The organism is Flammeovirga pectinis, from assembly GCF_003970675.1.
Taxonomy (GTDB): Bacteria; Bacteroidota; Bacteroidia; order Cytophagales; family Flammeovirgaceae; genus Flammeovirga; species Flammeovirga pectinis.
Window position 1 is genome coordinate 1,056,285 of sequence record NZ_CP034563.1, and the last position, 20,964, is coordinate 1,077,248.

The 20,964-nt window shown below is 30.8% G+C and carries 16 protein-coding genes; 3 read left to right on the plus strand and 13 right to left on the minus strand.

Annotated elements, in window-relative coordinates:
* Window positions 1–9 precede the first annotated feature (9 nt).
* Complete coding sequence (locus EI427_RS24210) at window positions 10–1,590, plus strand: sulfatase-like hydrolase/transferase (RefSeq protein WP_205727975.1); 1,581 nt, start codon at window positions 10–12, stop codon at window positions 1,588–1,590.
* A 156-nt stretch (window positions 1,591–1,746) separates the two neighbouring features.
* The gene (locus tag EI427_RS24215; protein ID WP_170178607.1) at window positions 1,747–3,342 is read left to right on the plus strand and encodes a sulfatase; all 1,596 of its coding nucleotides are present in this window, start codon (window positions 1,747–1,749) and stop codon (window positions 3,340–3,342) included.
* A gap of 68 nt (window positions 3,343–3,410) precedes the next feature.
* Here the strand turns inward: EI427_RS24215 and EI427_RS24220 are convergent, their stop codons facing one another.
* Entirely contained in the window at window positions 3,411–3,593 is a 183-nt protein-coding gene (locus EI427_RS24220; protein WP_126619929.1) for a hypothetical protein, read from the minus strand.
* Between the two features lie 429 nt (window positions 3,594–4,022).
* On the opposite strand from EI427_RS24220, the gene EI427_RS24225 reads away from it, so the two are divergent.
* The gene (locus EI427_RS24225) at window positions 4,023–4,982 is read left to right on the plus strand and encodes a helix-turn-helix transcriptional regulator (RefSeq protein ID WP_126619931.1); all 960 of its coding nucleotides are present in this window, start codon (window positions 4,023–4,025) and stop codon (window positions 4,980–4,982) included.
* 42 nt (window positions 4,983–5,024) lie between these two features.
* On the opposite strand, the gene EI427_RS24230 is transcribed toward EI427_RS24225, so the two are convergent.
* The 12 genes from EI427_RS24230 to EI427_RS24280 form a co-directional block, all read right to left on the minus strand.
* Entirely contained in the window at window positions 5,025–7,388 is a 2,364-nt protein-coding gene (locus tag EI427_RS24230) for an arylsulfatase (RefSeq protein ID WP_126619933.1), read from the minus strand.
* 164 nt (window positions 7,389–7,552) lie between these two features.
* Entirely contained in the window at window positions 7,553–8,344 is a 792-nt protein-coding gene (locus tag EI427_RS24235) for a DUF481 domain-containing protein (RefSeq protein ID WP_126619935.1), read from the minus strand.
* Window positions 8,345–8,458: 114 nt separating this feature from the next.
* A complete protein-coding gene (locus EI427_RS24240) occupies window positions 8,459–9,298 on the minus strand; it encodes a putative RNA methyltransferase (RefSeq protein WP_170178608.1) in 840 nt (279 codons plus the stop codon).
* 103 nt (window positions 9,299–9,401) lie between these two features.
* Window positions 9,402–10,934: an SPOR domain-containing protein gene (locus EI427_RS24245; protein WP_126619939.1), complete on the minus strand. Its 1,533-nt coding sequence runs from the start codon at window positions 10,932–10,934 to the stop codon at window positions 9,402–9,404.
* A 326-nt stretch (window positions 10,935–11,260) separates the two neighbouring features.
* Window positions 11,261–12,055, minus strand: a complete 795-nt coding sequence (locus tag EI427_RS24250; RefSeq protein WP_126619941.1) for a prolyl oligopeptidase family serine peptidase — start codon at window positions 12,053–12,055, stop codon at window positions 11,261–11,263.
* Window positions 12,056–12,126: 71 nt separating this feature from the next.
* Window positions 12,127–12,339 carry a hypothetical protein gene (locus EI427_RS24255; RefSeq protein ID WP_126619944.1) on the minus strand — a complete coding sequence of 71 codons (213 nt, stop codon included), beginning with the start codon at window positions 12,337–12,339 and terminating at the stop codon, window positions 12,127–12,129.
* 20 nt (window positions 12,340–12,359) lie between these two features.
* Window positions 12,360–13,217 carry an IS3 family transposase gene (locus EI427_RS24260; RefSeq protein ID WP_205727976.1) on the minus strand — a complete coding sequence of 286 codons (858 nt, stop codon included), beginning with the start codon at window positions 13,215–13,217 and terminating at the stop codon, window positions 12,360–12,362.
* A gap of 20 nt (window positions 13,218–13,237) precedes the next feature.
* On the minus strand, window positions 13,238–13,666 hold the full coding sequence (locus tag EI427_RS26200) for a transposase (protein WP_205727839.1): 429 nt from the start codon (window positions 13,664–13,666) through the stop codon (window positions 13,238–13,240).
* 21 nt (window positions 13,667–13,687) lie between these two features.
* On the minus strand, window positions 13,688–14,734 hold the full coding sequence (locus EI427_RS24265; protein ID WP_126619946.1) for a S9 family peptidase: 1,047 nt from the start codon (window positions 14,732–14,734) through the stop codon (window positions 13,688–13,690).
* 210 nt (window positions 14,735–14,944) lie between these two features.
* Window positions 14,945–16,135: an outer membrane protein assembly factor BamB family protein gene (locus EI427_RS24270; protein WP_126619948.1), complete on the minus strand. Its 1,191-nt coding sequence runs from the start codon at window positions 16,133–16,135 to the stop codon at window positions 14,945–14,947.
* A 410-nt stretch (window positions 16,136–16,545) separates the two neighbouring features.
* On the minus strand, window positions 16,546–19,896 hold the full coding sequence (locus EI427_RS24275; protein WP_126619950.1) for a hybrid sensor histidine kinase/response regulator: 3,351 nt from the start codon (window positions 19,894–19,896) through the stop codon (window positions 16,546–16,548).
* A 17-nt stretch (window positions 19,897–19,913) separates the two neighbouring features.
* A complete protein-coding gene (locus tag EI427_RS24280; RefSeq protein ID WP_126619952.1) occupies window positions 19,914–20,840 on the minus strand; it encodes a response regulator in 927 nt (308 codons plus the stop codon).
* Window positions 20,841–20,964 lie beyond the last annotated feature (124 nt).

A 20,964-nucleotide genomic window follows, 5' to 3' on the forward strand; every position in this document is an offset into this window, starting at 1 on the left:
CTTGATGGTATGTTATTTTTATTACAAAGACTTTTTAAACTGAACGAAAGACACATGTTTGCAAGACCAATATATTTACTAATCCTTTTGTTACTGATTTTCACAAACAGTAATGCCAATCCTCCTGCAAAAAAGATCAAAACTACACCTCCAAATATTATCATATTCTTAGTAGATGATATGGGGTTAATGGATACCTCATTACCGTTTGCAGTAGATGGAAATGGGAATGCAATAGTCCATCCATTAAATCAGTTTTATAGAACACCAAACATGGAAATGTTGGCAACACAAGGCACTAAATTCACTAACTTTTATGCACATAGTGTTTGTTCACCAACAAGAACTTCTTTAATGACAGGTCAAAATTCGGCTAGGCATAAAGTAACCAATTGGATTAAATCAGAAGAAAATAACAAAACACCTTTTGGTCCAAAAGAATGGAATTGGAAGGGTTTAGATAAAGAAAACGTTACACTACCAAGAGTACTTCAAGCAAACGGATATAAAACTATTCATGTAGGGAAAGCTCATTTTGGACCTTATGGAAGCGAAGGGGAAGACCCTATTAATTTAGGTTTTGATGTAAATATAGCCGGGAGTTCAATTGGTCAACCTGGTAGTTATTACGGTATGGAAGGTTTCGGACATATTGCCGGAAATAAAGCAAGAGCTGTACCCGGTTTAGAAAAATACCATAACAAAGATATTTTCTTAACAGAGGCATTAACCTTAGAAGCAAATGCGGCGATTTCTAAAGCAAAAGAAGAGAAAAAACCTTTCTTTTTATATATGTCACATTATGCTTTACATGCTCCTTTTAATCCTGATCCTAGATTTATAGATAACTATAAAGATGCTGGAATGAATGAGAGAACACAAGCTTATGCATCATTAGTAGAGGGAATGGATAAATCTCTTGGTGATTTAATTGAACATGTAAAAAAATTAGGCTTAGGTGAAAATACAATTATTCTTTTTATGGGAGATAATGGTTCAGATGCACCTATTAAATTAATTGATAATTACGGGAGTTCTACACCATTTAAAGGTAAAAAAGGAAAACATTGGGATGGTGGAATGCGTGTGCCTTTTATTACATCGTGGGTAACTCCAAATCAAAAAAATAAAGGTCAGAGAAAAATACCAATTGGGAGTAATGCAACACAAAATCAAATTGGAACTGTAATAGATGTATTTTCAACGGTGTGTGAAATTTCTTCAACAGAAATGCCGGAACAATATATTACAGATGGTTTTTCTTTAACAACTCAGTTTAATGGGAAAGAGAATAAGAAAAGAACAAATGAGTTTATAAATCATTTTCCACACAAACATAGGTCTAGTTATTTTACTAGTTTTATTGATAACGATTGGAAAATAATTTACCATTATCAAATTAAAAAAGCACCAAAATATGAATTGTACAACATTACCAATGACCCCTTCGAAACAACAAATTTAGCTGCTGACAATCCTTTAAAGCTAAATGAAATGATGGTGAAATTAGAAATTGAATTAACACAAATGGAGGCATTGTATCCAGAAAAGGGAGAAGAGATGTTAAGGTTAATTATTCCTCAACAATAGTAGTATAAGCATACTTATTTAAGTATTATAAACTCATATTAATTTAATTGATCAATTTTGTACTAGTGTTGAAAGAATGAGTGCTTATATCACTTTAATTAAATGTCTAGATTGCATTTATTAAACAGCAATTCTATATTTTTTGATTTTACTGACATGAATAGATTACTTATTACTATCCTTTTTTGTTCCTTTGTTTTTGTTCATGATAACTATGCTCAAAAAAAGAAAGACAAACCAAATATCCTTTTTATAATGTGTGATGATCTAAATGATTATCAAGGAGTATTTGGTGGACATCCACAAGCTAAAACACCTAACATTGATAAATTGGCTGAATCAGGTACTCGTTTTCTTAACGCACAATCTAATATTCCTGTTTGTCAACCTTCTAGAAATAGTTTATTTACCGGTGTATATCCTTCAGCATCATCTGATTTTGGTTGGATACCTCATTTCAAACAGAAAGTATTAAAGCACAATAAAACGTTTGTTCAGGTCTTAAAGGAAAATGGTTATTATACATTGGCTTCTGGTAAATTAATGCATGCTAATGAAAAAGAAGTCTGGAATGAATGGGGACTTGATATTAAACATAATTATGGACCATTTTATTATAATGGCGATAAATTAACTGCACATCCATCAGTACCTGCTCCATTTAATAAAATTGGACCAATTGATGGATCGTATGGTAGAATTTCTGAAATGCCTAATCATAATGGAGAAAGAGGTGTTCCTGGTTTAGTTGAAGGGTGGAACATGAAACCTGTTAAATACAACTCTGACAGTGATAGAGATTTATTATATGATGAAAAGCATGCTGAATGGGCAGTCAATAAATTTAAAGAATTAGCAAATAAGAAGAACGATAAACCGTTTTTTATGGGTGTTGGTTTTGTAAGACCTCATACGCCTCTACATGCCCCTGATAAATACTTTGATATGTTTCCTTTAGACGAATTAGAATTGGATAAATGGGTTGCAGACGATACAGAAGATATATTCTATCAAGAAATTTTTGGTACAAAAGGAAAAGGATCTAGATATTATAGAGAATTATTAGCATCGTATGCTGGTGATAGAGAATTGGCTTTAAAAACATTTTTACAAGCATATTTAGCATGTGTAGCTTTTGTTGATGATCAAATTGGTACTGTTCTAGAAGGTTTAGAAACTTCTGGCTTGGCAGACAATACTATTGTTATTTTCACTTCAGACCATGGGTGGCAAATGGGAGAAAAGGAGCTTCTATTTAAAAATACGGTTTACGAAGAAGCAACAAGAGTTCCTTACATTATTAGAGATCCTAAAGTGAAGAAAAATCAAGTGGTATCACACCCTGTAAGTTTAATAGATCTTTACCCAACTGTTTTAGATTTTGCAGGTATTGAAGCATCTAATTTGAAAGCAGAAGGCGGTGCAGAATTAGGAGGATATAGTGTTATACCTTTCTTAGAAAATCCTAATACAATGAAATGGGAAGGACCTGAAGGAGCTTTAAGCGTGAAAGGTGTTTGGGGAGCTACATCAAAAAACTTTACAGTAAATGAGCAAAACTATTCTTATAGAACAGAAAAGTGGAGGTACATTCATTATACCGATGGAAAAGAAGAATTATACAATCATGATGCTGATCCATATGAATGGAAAAATATAGCATCTGATAAGAAATATGCTAAAGTTAAATCTGATTTAAAAGCGCAGATGGAAAAAATTATTAAAGTAAAATTTAATGATATTGTAAATTAGGATTCTTGATAAAAATCTATTTACTAGCTGTGGGTATTATAGTACCTGCAGCTTTTTTAATGTCAAAATTAAGGCTGTACAATTAAATTGTTTGATGGCAATACTGTTACTGTATCTAAATTAGAAGGAGACTCTTCTATAGTATCTTTTATCAATTGAATTTGTGTTGGATCTTTTGGTAAAATAGCTGGTGTTTGTGTACAAGAAATTAAACTTAATAAGAGGAGTATAGAAAGCAATAATGGTCTCATTATCATATCGTTTAAATGAAAAAGAATGGTGGTTCTCTCAGTTGATATGGTGGTGGTCGCATGGAATTGATTTATATGCTTTTTCTTGGTCATGATTTACATACAAATCAACAGAATAGAGACCTTAATTGATATAATATTGCTAGACTTATTAATTTCTTACAATGTAATTTATTGTCTCATATTCTAACTTTACAACAACTCCTTACTTAAAATAGTTTACTTTGAGGATCATTTTATTCTTGTAATAAACGTGAATTGCTGTTTTTGCTACTTTAAACGCTATTTATGTACAGTGTTTATTTTTAATGATATGAAGACTGTTTCATATAAAAATGTTGTAATTGGTATAGAAACACACATTTGTATTGTTAAAAAAAAGGATTGACTATACTACCGACTAATCTATTTTTTTAGCATCTTTATTTCATGATTATATTAGAAGGTGATGAAAAAAATGCATTTAATTTCTTTTCACAACTCCAACAACAATACGGAGGCACATGGGATGGCGAAGAGTTATTAATTGATAATGAAGATTTTGGTTTTGTGAACTCTGTGAGTTACAGTTTTCTAGGAAATATAAATATTGGTGTTACATCATTAAATCTAAAAAAAGGATTTATCTATAATAATAAGAACGGACAGGATGCAGATTTTATCGGTATTCGTATAGGTTTTACGGGTAAATTTGAGGCTGAAAATTCTTTAAATCATGCGAATAGAGAATGCATATATATTTATAATGGCAATCAGGAGTTCTCAATAAAATCAGAAAAAGATTCCCCTTTAAAATGGGTGTTTATTCGGTTTCCTAAAGACAAATTTCATCTATTAGCAGATGATAGTGATACGGTGATTACTAAATTAATGGACAATAAAATGCCTTGGTTCTATTACAGTTCTTTATTGCCAGAAATTAATGTTTTGGTAAATGATATATTTAATGTGATGCATCAAAAAGATATTCGAAGAGGTATATTTTTAGGAAAAGCCATTGAAATATTAACCATGTTTAAACGTGTTTTAGAAACCAATAATCAAAAACACATTGCTTTTAATATTCATCCTTCTGATATTAAAGAAATGGTTACGCTTAAAGACCACCTTTTAATAGATTATGCTGTTCAACCTAATCTTAAAACATTAAGTGAAGATGTGGGTATGAGTTTATCAAAATTGCATAGAACTTTTAAAAAAGTATATGGAATGCCTATTCTACAATTTTTTAATAAACACAGAATAGAAGAAGCAGATAGATTAATAAGAAATACTGATAGGTCTTTTGTAGATATTAGTGATGCACTAGGTTATACGCACTTGTCGCACATGAGTAGAACTTATAAAAAACATTTTGGGTATTCACCTTCAGACGTAAAAAAGGTCTAGGAATACCCTAGACCTTTTAACTTTAAGATTCTATGAAAACTATTATTTACTAGTTGCTGATATCTTGAAAGTATCAATCAAGTTTAACTCCACGTTATTTAAAATTCCTGTGTATTTAGAATTTTTTACGCTATAGTTTTCTGTTACTGCTGTTCCAGAATCTCGACCAATATCAAGTGTTTCATCTAAAGAATATAAGTTAGGTAGTGTTTTTTCAATACGACCATTACCTGCTTTTTTACCATCAAAAGATAAATAGATTGTAGCTGGTGTATAGGGTTTCTTCTCGTCCATAATTACTTTAGCTTCTATTTGTTTTGTACCTGCAGGTACTTTTATAGAAGATTTAATTGAATATTTATCTACTGCATTACAATATTCATAATATACATATCCAGCTTTATCCACTCTAAGAGTAAACCCACCAAATCTACCTCCTTGAGTAATTAATACACCTTGGTTTCCTTTTTTATATCCGTCTAAATTTGCCTTTAATTCATAAGATTGGAATTTTGTAAATGGAGTAGCTCCCTCAGGAATTCTTAAACCATTTGGATATTTAAACGCTGTAAGGCCAGTAGTTAAAGAAGGTCTAAAAGAAGATCTAAAACGTTCTGTTCTACGGTCATCTATAGGAAGTGCATTTGCTTTTCCTGCTTCTGCAAAGAACATATATTTCATGTATTCTAGTTTAGCAGGGTTCTCTTTTGCTAAGTTTTTAGCTTGAGAAAAATCTTCATTTAAATTGTATAATTCCCATTCCATATCTGTAATCTCAATAGCATCAGAAGACATTGATGTCCAAGGAACGTTTCTCATTGCTCCAGCCCACCATCCATCATGATAGATACCAAGGTTGCCAAGAATTTCAAAATATTGAGTTGTATGTTCTTCAATTGCATTTTCGTTATCAAAAGTAGCTACTAAAGATTCTCCATCAATTGGTTTTTGTGTTGCACCGTCAATTTCTTTAGGCATTTCAATTCCTGCAACTTCTAATAAAGTAGGAGCAATATCAGTAACATGCGTAAATTGTGTTCTAACTTCTCCACGTGCTTTTATACCATTTGGATAAGATATAGTCATGGCATTTCTAACACCACCTAAATGCGAGGCAACTTGCTTGGTCCATTGATAAGGTGAATTAACCGCCCAAGCCCATGCAGCAGGCATATGGTTAAAGTAATCTTCAGAACCTAAACGTCCGCTTTCTACTGCTTCAACTTTATCTTCCCATTTCTCAGGAATTCCGTTAAAGAAAGCCATCTCATTTAATAAACCTTCTACACCACCTTCTGCAGATGCACCATTATCACCAGCAATATATACAAAAATAGTATTGTCTAATTTACCCATTTCTTCAATAGAATCACGCAGACGTTTTACTTGTGTATCTGTATGTTCTGTAAATGCAGCAAATACTTCCATCATGTTTGCATATACCTTTTTTTGTTCTGCTGTAAGAGAATCCCATGCTGGTAAAGAAGAAGGGCGAGGTGTTAATTCTGTATCTGCAGGAATAATTCCTTTTTGTTTCATGTTATTGAAAGCAACTTCACGGTACACATCCCAACCTGCATCAAATTTACCTTTGTACTTTTTAATATAGTCTGCAGGTGCTTGATGAGGCGCATGTGTAGCTCCTGGAGAAAAATACACAAAGAATGGTTTATTTGGCGCAATAGCATTTACAGATTGTACATAATTAATTGCCTTATCTGCCATATCATGTGTTAAATGATACCTAGATCCATCTACATTTGTTGCTGGAGCTTCTTTTCTAGATCTGTTTTCTACTAAAGCAGGGTGAAACTGATCTGTGTCTCCGCCTAAGAATCCATAGAAATAATCAAAACCTAAATCGTTTGGCCATCTATCAAAAGGACCTGTAATGGATGCTTCCCAATCTGGTACATTATGATTTTTACCAAACCAAGACGTTGAATAACCTTCTTGCTGTAACACTCTTGCAAAAGAACCAACTTCTTTAGGTAACATCATTGTATAACCATCATTACCTGTACCTATTTCCATAATAGCACCAGTTTCTGCTTCATGGTGATTTCTACCTGTTAGTAAAGCAGCTCTTGTAGGCGAACATAAAGCTGTTGTATGAAATCTTGAATAGGTAAGACCTTCGTCTGCAATTTGATCAAAGGCAGGCGTATTTATCTGACCACCCATATGACCCATTTGTGCATATCCAACATCATCTAATAAAACCAACACAATGTTAGGTGCAGATTCTAAATTATTTTCTCTAAAATTTAATTGAGCAGGTTTAGAATCTTTAGACTCATGTACTGTTAATCCTTTTACTTCTTGTGCGTTAGATATAAACGGTTGCACCGATAGGCAAAGACCTAATAAAATATTTCTTGATTTCTGTAAGCTTTTTGTAAACATATTCTTTGTGTTTGATTATGTTTCAAATGTCTTACTTTTAATAAGTAAACCTTTTCAAAAAAAAAGCAAGCTGTTGCACAAAAATGTCAAAAAACAAAAATTGAAAAATTGTCTTTGGCTTAGAATGAATAACACTAATTATCAGACAATCTGATTGTTAAGCATTAAAAGTTGTATGAAATACCGTTTTTTAAGGTGTAATTTAACTGATCAATAGGCACATAAGGTGCATTGTCATACCATAATGTGAAAGAATTTTTAAAGAATAGGTTCTTAGTGATACGGAAATTAAGGTTTGCAATTCCGCTAATTCTAAATTCTTCTATAGAAGTATATTTGGGTTGGAAATAGGTAGTTAAATTAAAATAAACATTATCATTAATGTCTGTTCGGTATGTAAAATAGGCATTAAACCTAAAAATAGAAGGGTGGGCTTTTGTGGTAATTGTAGCATCGTTGGTGTATTCTTCCCAATACCATTCTTCATTCTCATAGAATGTTCCTGCAGCTAACACAAAACTATTTTTATCTTTATTATAAACAGACCACCTTAAGTTACCACCAATAAGAAAACGTTCTTGCATACCTTTTACTTGGTCGTATTGAATTTGTGTAAAGAGCTCATAAGATAACTTATGGTCTTTCATCATTTCTGCTCTAGCATGAACATATCCATTCTGTAATAGGTTAAAACCTTCAGAATTTAGATAGGAGATATCACCAATTAAAATATAATCATTTGCTTGCCCCACATGTGCAAGATTTGCTTTAATTCCACCTCCTTGTGTTTTTATTTGCTGATTAATCAATTGATAAGTAAGAGATATATTTCCTACCCAATGTGAGGAATCTCCAGCATCCAATCTTGATTTTTCAATATTTAAAATTTGTCCTATTGAAGAATAAGAAAGGAACAAAAAAGGTATTAAAAAGTATAGTTTGCAGTTAGAAGTCATGTGTTAGATAACGTTGATAAAAAAAATTCAACTGAATAACTGCAAAAATATAAAATAGAATTGATTTATGTTAAAAATATTAAAAAGACTTTTGCTATTTAATACTAAATCAAGTTATTTTTTTCTGAAAATATTTATTTCGAAATCAATAGTAGTTTCTAATGTCGTCAATTCATTTACTTTCTCAGATTTTTCCTTAGAAGAACTATAATAATAAGGTGTCATTCTAAATAAGTTCATGATATCCGTATTGTTATCAAGATTTAAGGTAAATGTAAGGATATCATTCTTTTCAAGGTCAAAATTTTCACCTTCTAAATTACCAATTTTACTGTCGTGTTCTTTTGCTTTATCATAGATGATATTAGCGAGACCAGATAAATGTTGTTTATTTGGTGTTACAGTAATAAGAATCCCATTATCGTTTAAAATTCTAGCAAATTCTTTCTCGTTAATAGGAGAGAAGATTGAAATAATACAATCAGTAGATGAACTCAATAGTGGTACATTATTAATACTTGCTACAAAAAAATCAATTTCTTTATATTTTTTTGCGGCCAATTTGATAGCATCTCTTGACATATCAAAACCAATAAAATTAGTTGTGTTCTTTACTAATTTGTTGATAGAATCCATGTAATAACCCTCTCCACAACCTGCATCAACAACAGCTAAAGGAGAAACATTATCCTTGTATTTTTCATTAATAAGTTGAGCAATCCTTTCTACCAATGGAAAATAGGCTCCTGAATTTAAGAATTCTCTTCTCGATGCAGACATCAATTTATTATCACCAGGATTCTTAGATTTTTTTTGATTTGATAATAGTAGATTCACATAACCTTCTTTGGCTAAATCAAAAGAATGACCATTACTGCAATGCAATGTTTTATTTTCTTTCTCTAATTTTTCGTTGCAAATAGGGCAAGATAAACTTACTGAATCAAATTTCATTATCCTTTTTTCTATGGTTTTTAATAAAAATGTAATGATAAACATAAATTACCATAGTTAATAAGTAATCATGTAAATAAGGATGAAGATATACTAGCCTATATTAAAAACTCTTTATAAAAGCTCCCTTTAAGTTTACATCAGAAGTATTTTCTACTAATTGATTTTTAAACTTAATAGCCGCATTTTTATCAGGAAAATTATTGATGTACAATCGGTAATAATCTTTACCATTAACCTGTACTTTTTCAATATATGTTTTTCCCATACCAACACTTTTATATTCCTTTGCTTTAGTTAATGTAAAACTCAACATAGGATCAGAAAATACTTGAACACTATATCCTTTTAATGTTACTGTAGTTAAACTGGAAGTATATATTGTGTTATAATTTAATGTAGAAGAGGGAGTGATTTTTAGCTCTTTTATAAAAGAAGCTTGAATATTTTGATCTGATGGATGGCTTTTTTTTAAGATAGATAGCTGTTTCTGTGCATAGGTTTTATCATTAAACCCTCCAATATAAAGTCTATACCATAATTTACTGTTAATAGTAATTTGTGACATCTTAATATCAAATTGATTGTATTTTTCTATACTCTTTTCCAATTCTTGAAACGATGGTTCTGATAGTAATTGTATATAGAATTTCTGTACAATAACTTCTTCAAAATACTTATCATAAACTACACCTTCTTTTATTTTCGAAGCTGCTCCTCTATGTACTACTTTCTCTTTAGGAGGGGCCATTTGTTCCTGTAAAACCTTACCTTTTGATGAGTTTGTGATGCCAACAACATAATCGGCTGCGGGTGCATTACTTCCAAAATAACCAATAATTGGCTGCGATTCCATCATAGCAACGTAGTTGTATAAGTCGTTACCCGTAATTACGGTTTTTTGCTCTTGCATTACCCTTAATCCCTCAATTAATTTATAGGCAAAAGGAGAGTGGCTACCTTTAATTCCATCTAAAACGGGATCAATACCACCAGAAGTTAAAACAGATCTTGTTGTTAATTTTAATTTTTTCTGAACATAACTTTCTGCAGACATAGCGGAATACATATTCGTAGATTTACTACTTCTATATTGTTTTAACTGACTATTAAATGCTCCGCTAAAGCAGACATCCATGCATAAGAAAATTTGTTTTGCCGGTAATTTATTAATCAAGTTATTGAGTGTTGTATAAGATATATACGTCTTTCTATTGGGATCTTGATTGATAGGTTTTGAATCTTTAGTAACTAAGAAACCATCATCAAATATTTTGTCATCAAAATCTCCATGTCCTGCAATAAATATAAATAATCTATCTGTTGGATTTAAGATCGTATGATAAGAAATAAGCGTTTGTAATAAAGAATTTGAAGTAGGGTTACGAAGAACTTGAACATCATAATTAAAATCTACTTTAAGAATTTCTCCAATTGTCTCAGCATCATAAATTGGGTTATTTAAATTCACCCAACTAGGTTTGCCATCATAAAGATCACCTCCAATAACTAAAGCAAATTTTCTGCTAACAATATACTCATCCGTAGTAGAGGAGGTTAAAAAAAGTCCCCTAGTTTGAGCCTCAGTTATTATGACAGTTTGTAGAAACAAAAATAGGAATAGAAAACCTTTCATCAATTTTAATACTTTTGGTGTATTTATATGACATAAAGATAGAATAAATAATTGAAGAGTGTTTCTAGACTTTTTTATACTTGTAGTATACTATGAAAAATTTATTGTCTTAATATATTGAACTTTAGTCTTATAATTCTTAATACTGATATAGTAGAATTTTACAAAAGTTAAAGAGTTACTTAAACTTATTATTTCTGCTTGATTTCTTGAAAAAAGGGTAAGTTCAGTGAAAAAGTCAACAACTATTTGATTTTGGAATCGAAACACAAAAAAGCCCTACAAATAGAGTAGGGCTAATTCATTTTTTCCTGTGTTATTGATTATTACCTTTCCAATACTTTTATGATATATTGTTGGATTACTGCTTCTTCATAATAAGCAGGATATTTACCAGCAGCACCTTGATGACCTGCACCCATATTTACTTGTATATAAATTGGGTTCTTTGCTGTTGTATATTCTCTAATTTTAATACCAAATTTCACTCCTTCCCAATATGGAACGTTATAATCATAAAAGCCTGTGGTTATTAACATATTCGGATAAGGTTGTTTTTTAACATTATCATAAGGTGAATAGGCTTCCATATATTTAAAATATTCTGCTTCATTAGGGTTACCCCATTCCTTATATTCTTCAATAGTTAAAGGAATTGTTTCATCTAACATAGTGTTCATAACATCAACGAAAGGAACTTCAGCCACTACTGCTTTATATAAATCTGGTCTCATATTAACTACAGCACCTACTAATAAACCACCAGCAGAACCACCACGGGCAATTATTTTTCCTTTAGAAGAATATTTATTTTTAATAATTGCTTCTGTACTAGCTATGAAATCTAAAAACGTATTTTCCTTTTTTAAATATTTACCATCTTCATACCAATCGAGACTTAAATAACCGCCACCTCTAATATGTGGTCTAACGTAAATAATACCTCTATCTAAATAACTAATAAATGAAGAGTGATAGAATTCTTCTAAAGTTGCCCCATAAGAACCATATCCTTCAATAACAGCAGGGTTAGAACCATCTTTATTAAATTTATCTTTTCTATAAATAATAGTTGTAGGTACTTTAACACCATCATGAGAAGTAGCCCAAATGCGTTCTATTGCATATAATTCTTTATTAAAAGCTTAAATTTCATCAGTATATTCAAGTACTTCTTTATTTGTATCAATCTTTAAACTGTAAGTTTTTTTTTTTGAATAAAAGAGTAATAGCTATAAAATAAAATGTTTTTATTATAATCAGAATGAGAAGAATTTATTACAATAGTATAACTTTCTGCCTTGAAATCTATTGATTTAAATAGTGAATTATCTTTACCAATAATCTGAATACTACTCAAGCCTTTTTTAACTACTTTTATAGCGATATTGTCTAGTCCGTCCATAGCGTTACAGATTTAGACTACTATATATTGATAGCATCGGGTGTAGACTCGGTGCTATTTTTACTTTTATAAGTTCTCATTTTTATTTCACTTTGCTGATGCATCTCAACAGGTGTCTTCATATAATTACTCCAATGAGGCCTTTCATTATTGTAAATATATACAGATTCTCTAATAAATTTATTCATCAAATCGAGATCATTAATTTTTATTCCTAAAATAAATTCTTGCTTAAGAATTCCGTTTATTCTTTCTGCTACCGCATTTTGATAAGGGTTGTAAGATTCCGTCATCGAGCACACTATTTTATTTTCCTGAAGATGTCGTTGATACTCATGACTACAATATTGTAGTCCTCTATCTGAATGATGTATCATTGGTAAATCAACATAGCTTCTATTGTGTACTGCTTCTTTTAATGCTGCAATAGCTCCATTTGCATTCAAACTATCTGATATATTTAACCCCATTATTTTCTTAGAATAGGCATCTGTTACCAAGGAGAGGTACATTGGGTTACTTCGCTCACCTATGTAAGTTATATCAGAAACTAATACTTGTTCAGGTCTTTTTATTTCCAAGTGTTCAATAAGATTTTTATGCTTTTTAAACCTGTGATGAGAATTTGTAGTGACATGATATTGTTTTTTAGGCTTGATATCGAGTCGATTAGCCCTCATGATATCAAAAAGCTTATCTCGACCTACATTTAGTAATTGCAATTCAGGAAGAAGTAATTGATATAATTTCCTTGTCCCTATTTTAGTTTGCTTCAAACGAATTTTTTTCACTAAGTCTACTACTTTAGATGCAATACTATTATTGTTTTTTACTTTCCTTTTCGAACGATAATAAATTTGTCGATTTAACCCAAGCAATTCACAAGTCGGTTTGACTCCTATTTTTTCTTCGTTTTTGAATTGGTCAACTGCTTGGGTAAAGACTTTTTTCTAATCGGAATATTAAACTCATCCTCAGCAATATCGATCATCATATCAAAGAAAATTGCTTTTTTATCTGTTACGTAGAGTTGTTTTTCTAAAGAAGCTTTTTGCTTCTCTAATAATAGAACCTTTTGTTCTAGCTCCAATAATTTTTGTTCTGGTGTCTTTCCCATTTTTAAATCAGATTTATTATCCCAATCTAAATTACCATACTTTCTTATCCAAGTACGGACCGTAGCATGACCTTGGATTCCATATTTAAGTCTTGCAGCTGTTATACCTATTTCTCCTCGTTCCACTTCATCTACAACTTGTAATTTAAAAGAGTAGCTGTAATCTTTTTGTGTGCGCTTAGTGTACTGATATTCTTGATGATCATTCATAATGTTACGTTTTGTGTAACACTAATTCAGGACGAGACAGTTAATTAAAAAAGGAATAACATCATCAATATATTCACCCTCTTTTGGAGAATATATTTCGACCCAGTTATTTATTGAATCTATAGAAGTTTTGTAAAGAGCAAACCTGTTTCCTTTTGTATTATTGAAATCGTAAAAATATTCTCCAGCTTGGGTAATATTATGCTCTATATTTTTTGACAATGGTATTAATTCTTTGAATTTTGAATTAGCTAAATTAGCATTGATATAACTTATTTTATTGTCAGATTTACTAATAGAAGCTAGGAATATATAATCTTGAGATTTTGATTTATAAATATCTAAGTTATAAGTAGCATCCTTTTCATTAAATAATAATATATCCGTTTTATTACCTAATTGATGTTTATATAATTCATTTGTTCTATTTGTGATATTATCGTCTTTAGTATAAAATAAAGTAGCATTATCGTTTGCCCATAGTACAGTGCTTACTTTTTTTATATGATCTTTTAATATTTTCTGTGTTTTTACTTCAAGAATATATAAATCCTTAATATCACTACCATCTTTATCTACACTAAAAGCTATATACTTACCATTAGGACTAATTGACTCAATATCTGTTATATACGCTTTAAATTTTTGAGTAAATATATTACAATCAAAAAAAACTTTTGCATCAGCTTCTGTCTCATTTTCTTTCCAACGTTTGTAGATCGGAAAATCTTTATCTTTAGGACTAGTTGTTAAATACCAATATCCATTTTTAAAAACAGGTAAAGACTTTCTATCTAAATTTGTTAGTTGTAACATCTCGTTATATAAACTATCAACTAGGAGAGAAGTAGGATTAAAAGCATTCTCAAAGAATTCATTTTCTTTAGTTAGTTTTTTTTTAATTTCCTTTTTGCGATTTCTCATCCAAAAGTAATCATCAACTAATGTATCACCATGAAGAATAGTTTCGTGCCGTTCTTTTTTATATGTTGGATAACTCTGAGCAAAAATAATATCAATAGATAAAAACAAAAGGCATGTAAATAGGAGTGTAATTTTATTAATCATAGGTTTTTATATTTAGGTTAAACCAAAATAGATTTAATATTTTATATACCCAAAATATCAAAAGCTCAAACCTTCTTAATTAAATTAGATCTTCTATTGTTACTATCTAATAACTTATATTGTTACAAATCACAAAAATTCTATTTAACATAATCAATATTATATGATAATCTATTATTTTAGAATGAATAGAGTAATTACGTTAGAATTTTATTTATTTAACTTTAGATTATAGGCATATATATACCCGTTCGCATCTGAGAAATATATAGTTTCGTCCTCAATTATTGGTGTAGATATAATTGAACCTAAATTAAGGATCTTTTCTTCTGCATCTTTAAAATCCTCTCCGTACAACTCAAAGCCATCTTTAAACACTTCCTTTTCATTATAGACTGTATTATAGTTTTCCTTGCTTGCAGTAGTCTGGAAAATTTCCACTAATTTTTCTTCTGATCGATCTATCTTATATAATTTACCATTAAAGCAACCAAAGTATATATCATCTTCAAACAAAATGGCTTCACCATAGACGCGCATATTTAATGGGAATGAAAATTTCTCATAGCCATTATCAGCAGACAGTCCACAAAATCTATGAGAATCTGAGGTGCCAAAATAGGCAATATCGTCTACAATAAGTGGACTAGCAATAATCCAGCTTCCTTTTTCTTTCATGTTCCACATTCCTCGGCCTGTTTCTATATCTAAAGAATAGATGTTGTAATCTCTACTCCCAAAAATCACAGAGTTTTTATATATTGTTGCTCCTTTTTGTATCTCTCCTTTAGGGAAATAAGCATCACCAACTGTTTTAAACTTCCAAATTAACGTTCCATTATTACTATTTAAAGCATAAAAGAAACCATCAAAACTACCTATAAACACTTTCTCATTATAGATCAATGGAGTTGCGTGTATGCTACCATTTGATTTAAATTTCCAGAGTAATTTACCATTCTCAGGGTCAATTGAATAAAGGTTTCCATCTCCACTACCAATAAATATTTTACCTTCTGCATATACAGGAGATGATAGAAAATAATCCCAGATATCTTGTCTTTTTTCTCCTTTAGTTTTAAACTTCCACTTTAATTGTTGGTTCTCAATATCTACAGCATAGATAAAGCCATCCGTACTATTAAAAATTACAGTCCCCTTATACAAAAGTGGTTTAGATTTAATTTCTCCTGCAGTTTGGTATTTCCATTTTAAACGACCATTTACTTTGTTTAAAGCATATAAGCACGAATCGCCACTTCCAATGTATAGTGTGTTTTTATCAATTATTGCAGATGAATAATTCCTGTTATTTGTAGCAAATTTCCACATTAAAGAGCCTTGTCCATAAACTGAAGAAGAGACAAGAGTTAGTAGTAAGATTTTTATTAAAATGTTCATTTATATTACTTGTTAGGTAGCTCAAACTGTTATTACTAGTTTGAAATTGTTAGTTTATTATTTTGTATTTCTTAATTAAAAATACGTTCTCATTCATCAGTAAATATAGAACAAACTATTTTGGAGTCCAATTCTAACTAGTATTGATACATATTAAGTTTACTTTAAGTAATACCTTATTTATTCATTTTATATGTAAAATCTTATCAATTATTTAATCAATCGTTTAATATAATAATACTATCAAATTTGATTATGTAAATACATGATTTCATTTAAAATATAATACCCGTTTATATGATTTTATATTAAAATAAAAACATCTCATTGTAAGTTTACTTCAATAAATCACATAAAAAAAAGTCTCTTACAATTCCATACTGTAAGAGACTTTTTAGAGGACTATTAAATTAGACTGTTTTGAGTAACTCTAAAGCCGATTCAAAATCATAATTACTAATTTGTTCTCCCATATTTCTCAATACTTCCTTTTTCTTTGCTGGAAGATCTTGAGTAAGTAACTGATCAATAATTTTTCCCGCATCAGGATCGCCAGATGCAAGTAAATCATTTAATTCATCTATAGAAGATGTAATATCTATCTGAACTGCTTCTTTAATAGGAGCTTTCTGTAATGGAGCAGATTCATTCTTATGTGCATCAAAATAATTATTGATTACCATAATAGATTCCATCACTTTAAGAATAACATCTTCAACATATTCAATTTTATAGCCTTTTGCGTATTTTATAGAATGTTCCAATGTTTCTGCCGAAAGTTGAACTTTAGCAATACCCAAGTTTGCAGCTACTCCTTTAATAGCATGAGCTTCAGCTTGTAAGCCTTCATAATCGCTATTAGCAGCTAAATTTGATAAAGTCTCTTTTACAGCAGCTTGCTTTAATAAATACTTCTGTAATACACTAATGTATAGTTTAATATTACCACCACAACGTTTAATAGCATCTTCGGTATTTATTCCCTCCAATTCTACTGTCTGTGGTTCTTCTTTTATCACTTTTTTCTTTTTAGGTGTAGAGTATTTTTCAGGGTGTTTAGCAGTAATCCACTTTCCTAGAGTTGCAAATAAATGACTGTTTTCTATTGGTTTAGCAATGTGATCTGTCATTCCTGCTGTTCTTGCTCTATCTCTATCTTGCGACATAACGTTGGCAGTCATGGCAATAATAGGTAATTCGGCAAATCTCTCATCATCACGAAGTACAGTTGTTGCTAAATATCCATCCATAACTGGCATTTGAATATCCATTAATACACCTTCATAAGGTTCTCCACTTTCGTAGGCATTAATAACTGCATCTACACCTTTCTGACCATTTTCTGCGATATCAATATATACACCATATTTAGCCAAAATTTCTGAGGCAATCATCTGATTGATCTCATTGTCTTCTACAAGTAAGATCTTTGCTCCTACTACGTTCTCAGGAAACTCAACTGCTTTTTTGTATTTAGTCTTACTAGCAAAACCAAATCTAGATAATAAAGTATCGAGTAAATCTTGTTCAGAAATTGGTTTAACAACAATCCCAGAAACGTCTTCTTCACCAAGTTCTTGCGTTAACTCTTCCTTATCGTGTGCAGTAACCATTAGGATATCTGTTGCAGAATGGATTTTTGATAATTGGCGGATTCTTTTTGTAGTTTCCACCCCATCCATACCAGGCATTCTCCAATCCATTAAAATGAAATCGTATGTTTTGTTATTACCATCGATTAAATTTAAGGCTTCTTCCCCACTGTTTGTGATATCAATTTTACACCCAAAATTATCTAGGTATTTTTCAAGAATCATACAAGATTCATTGTTATCATCAACTACTAAAACCCTACTACCTATAAGGCTTTTGATTTTATAAGGTTGGTTAGCTACAATTGAATTTTCACTAATTGTGCCCACTTTAATCGAGAACCAGAATGTAGATCCTTTTCCATATTCAGAATCAACACCAATTTCTCCGCCCATTAAACTGACTAATTTTCTGCAAATTGCCAATCCAAGACCAGTACCACCGTATCTTCTTGTAGTAGAGGTATCTGCTTGGTTAAACTCCTGAAATAAGTTAGATTTTTGATCTTGTGTTAGACCAATACCCGTATCAATAACTTCTACAAGTAATTTTGCATCTAATGATGCAGATTGATTTAATGAGATTCTTAATGTTACGCCTCCTTTATTTGTAAACTTAACTGCATTGTTTAAAAGGTTAAGTATAATTTGAGATAAACGTAATGGATCACCTTTTAATAACTGAGGTATATTATCTAGTAATTCTAACTTTAAATCTATATTTTTTTCTTGTGCTTTTAGGCTAATAACATTCTTGATATTCTCTAAAACATCGTCTTGCAAACTGAAATGGATAGATTCAATATCCATTTTCCCTGCTTCAATTTTTGAGAAATCTAAAACATCATTTACAATACCTAATAAACTATTCGATGATAAGTATATTTTTCTGAGGTAATCTCTTTGTTTGTTGTCTAAATTAGTATCTAACGCTAAATTTGTAAGGCCCATTATGGCATTCATTGGCGTTCTAATTTCATGACTCATGTTAGCCAAGAACATACTTTTTGCACTTGCCGCTTCTTCCGCTAATATTTTTGCCTCACGTAATTCCTCTTCTGCTGCTCTTCTTTCGGTGATGTCCATTATGATATCAGCAAGATACATCGGTTCACCTTTGTCATTTTTAACCAAGAAATAGTTTTCCATTGTAGATAGATGTCTATTCTTGTTCGTAATCATTTCTAATTCACCCGTCCAATGCCCATTTTTCATAATGCTTGGAAGCATTTCTGTTTCAATCTTTACTTTAGATGCGTCTGTATAATAAGATTGAATATTTTTTCTGTAGACACTTTCTATTTCATCTTCATCAAGTAAAGCTTTTAAAGCATCATTTACATAAACAATTGATTGATCTTTCATATCCGCCATTCCAAAACCGTTGGAAGATGAATCTGCAAATCGTCTAAAAATTGTAAGCTCTTGTGTTCTTTTTTCTACTCTAGAATCTAACGTAGCATTTAGTTCTTCTAACTCGCTTAATTTTTCGTTAAGCGTGATATTATTTTTGAATAAGTTTTTGTGTAGTTTTCTATTATTTCTAAACACTAAAAACCATCCAATTACGGCACCTATAATTGCTAAAATTACGCCCGTTAAATCAAATTGAATTCTATCAACTTTTTTATCAAAAACTCTTTTGATTTGAGAACCTAATTGTTCTGAAAAAAGCAACATAGAATTCGCATAAATCTCTTTTTGCTTTAAATATTCATTACTATTAAGTAATGCAAGAGCCTCACCAGTTTCCCCTTTATTAATATGTGTAAAAACTTCTTCTTCTATTTCAATGAGCTTTTTGTTAGCGCTACTCGTTTGGTTTAGAAGTTGTCTAATCTCATTTGATTCTTCTAGAACAAGTACATTTTTAATTGCATCATCTAACTTCTCTTCGTATAATCGGTATTTTTTTTCCCATTGGGGATCTCCAGTAAATGCAGCAAGCTGGGTAGATGTAGTAAGTACTTCATCATAATAAATAATTTGTTTTTGTAAGGAAGATACTTCCCAAATCATTTTATTTTCTGTTTCAGAATCTGAATAAGAGTTGTAAAGTTCCCACCCAAAAAAGCCAAACGCAATTCCGGTTAGTAAAGAAGCTAAAACAAAGAATATTGTTTCTCTTAAATTTTTATAATCGTGTTCGATTAATAATTTTTCGGGCATAATATTAATAATTAGAATTAACGAGCACTACCGTACCTAGAGTCAACATAAGAAAGCATTTCACTTGGTTTTAGTGACTGACTTGAGTTACCCATGCGAACATAAAAAGCTTCATCTCCATCTCTAGACATAAAAACAGGTCTTGGAGAAGGGTCACATTTTATAACCAATACTCTTTGCTCTTGTATTGTATGCATATTTGAATGAACACATTGAGCCATATCTGCACCAAGATATTCTCTTAGTAAATTATGCCAATGCAACATTAATTTATCTTCGTTTTTAAACGCATCGTTTTTTAAACCCAAAGCAACACCTTCATCATCTACACCTACAAAAAGATAACCTCCTGTGCCATTTAAAAATGCCGCAACACTTTTAAGACATTGGTTTTCCATTCTAGACTCGTTCTTTTTTGTATAAAGATTAAAACGAAGTGTCGATTTAAATTCTGATGTTTCGTTCTCTCCTATTTCAATAATTTTCTGAAGTTTACCTTCATCTAATACTTGAAGAGAATCGTTTTTTAATTGCTCAATTTGTTCTTTAAGTAAACGTTCTTTCTGTGTTACTGCAATACGAGTTTTAATTCTCGTTTTTACAATCTCTGGATCGAAAGGCTTTGTTATATAATCAGATGCACCTAGTAAGAAACCTCTTTGTTCATCTTCTGGCGTAACCATAGATGTTAAAAAGATAACACCAATATGCGCAGTTTCAGGATTAGATTTTAAGATTTCACATACTTCATAGCCATCCATTTCTGGCATCATGATATCAAGTAAAATTAGATCTGGTTGCGGAATTGCTTTCGCCAAATCTAAAGCTCTCTTACCATTTAAAGCAATCTTTATTTTATATTCTTCTCCTAATAAACCGCGGATAATGTCAATATTTTCTGGAGCATCATCTACTACTAGGATACAAGGTTTCGTATTTGTCATGTTAATTTAAAGTTCTGGTTAAATCGTATAGGTTTGTTTGATAAACAGGTGACAAAGATATAACTATTTAAAGAATTTTATCAAATATTATTCAATAAGATAAATGTGTTAGGAGTACTATTAC

Bases quoted from the DNA above. Each gene is read 5' to 3' on its own strand.
- EI427_RS24210 (WP_205727975.1), top strand. From the start codon at position 10: ATGTTATTTTTATTACAAAGACTTTTTAAACTGAACGAAAGACACATG.
- EI427_RS24215 (WP_170178607.1), top strand. From the start codon at position 1,747: ATGAATAGATTACTTATTACTATCCTTTTTTGTTCCTTTGTTTTTGTT.
- EI427_RS24220 (WP_126619929.1), bottom strand. From the start codon at position 3,593: ATGAGACCATTATTGCTTTCTATACTCCTCTTATTAAGTTTAATTTCT.
- EI427_RS24225 (WP_126619931.1), top strand. From the start codon at position 4,023: ATGATTATATTAGAAGGTGATGAAAAAAATGCATTTAATTTCTTTTCA.
- EI427_RS24230 (WP_126619933.1), bottom strand. From the start codon at position 7,388: ATGTTTACAAAAAGCTTACAGAAATCAAGAAATATTTTATTAGGTCTT.
- EI427_RS24235 (WP_126619935.1), bottom strand. From the start codon at position 8,344: ATGACTTCTAACTGCAAACTATACTTTTTAATACCTTTTTTGTTCCTT.
- EI427_RS24240 (WP_170178608.1), bottom strand. From the start codon at position 9,298: ATGAAATTTGATTCAGTAAGTTTATCTTGCCCTATTTGCAACGAAAAA.
- EI427_RS24245 (WP_126619939.1), bottom strand. From the start codon at position 10,934: ATGAAAGGTTTTCTATTCCTATTTTTGTTTCTACAAACTGTCATAATA.
- EI427_RS24255 (WP_126619944.1), bottom strand. From the start codon at position 12,339: ATGGACGGACTAGACAATATCGCTATAAAAGTAGTTAAAAAAGGCTTG.
- EI427_RS26200 (WP_205727839.1), bottom strand. From the start codon at position 13,666: ATGAATGATCATCAAGAATATCAGTACACTAAGCGCACACAAAAAGAT.
- EI427_RS24265 (WP_126619946.1), bottom strand. From the start codon at position 14,734: ATGATTAATAAAATTACACTCCTATTTACATGCCTTTTGTTTTTATCT.
- EI427_RS24270 (WP_126619948.1), bottom strand. From the start codon at position 16,135: ATGAACATTTTAATAAAAATCTTACTACTAACTCTTGTCTCTTCTTCA.
- EI427_RS24275 (WP_126619950.1), bottom strand. From the start codon at position 19,896: ATGCCCGAAAAATTATTAATCGAACACGATTATAAAAATTTAAGAGAA.
- EI427_RS24280 (WP_126619952.1), bottom strand. From the start codon at position 20,840: ATGACAAATACGAAACCTTGTATCCTAGTAGTAGATGATGCTCCAGAA.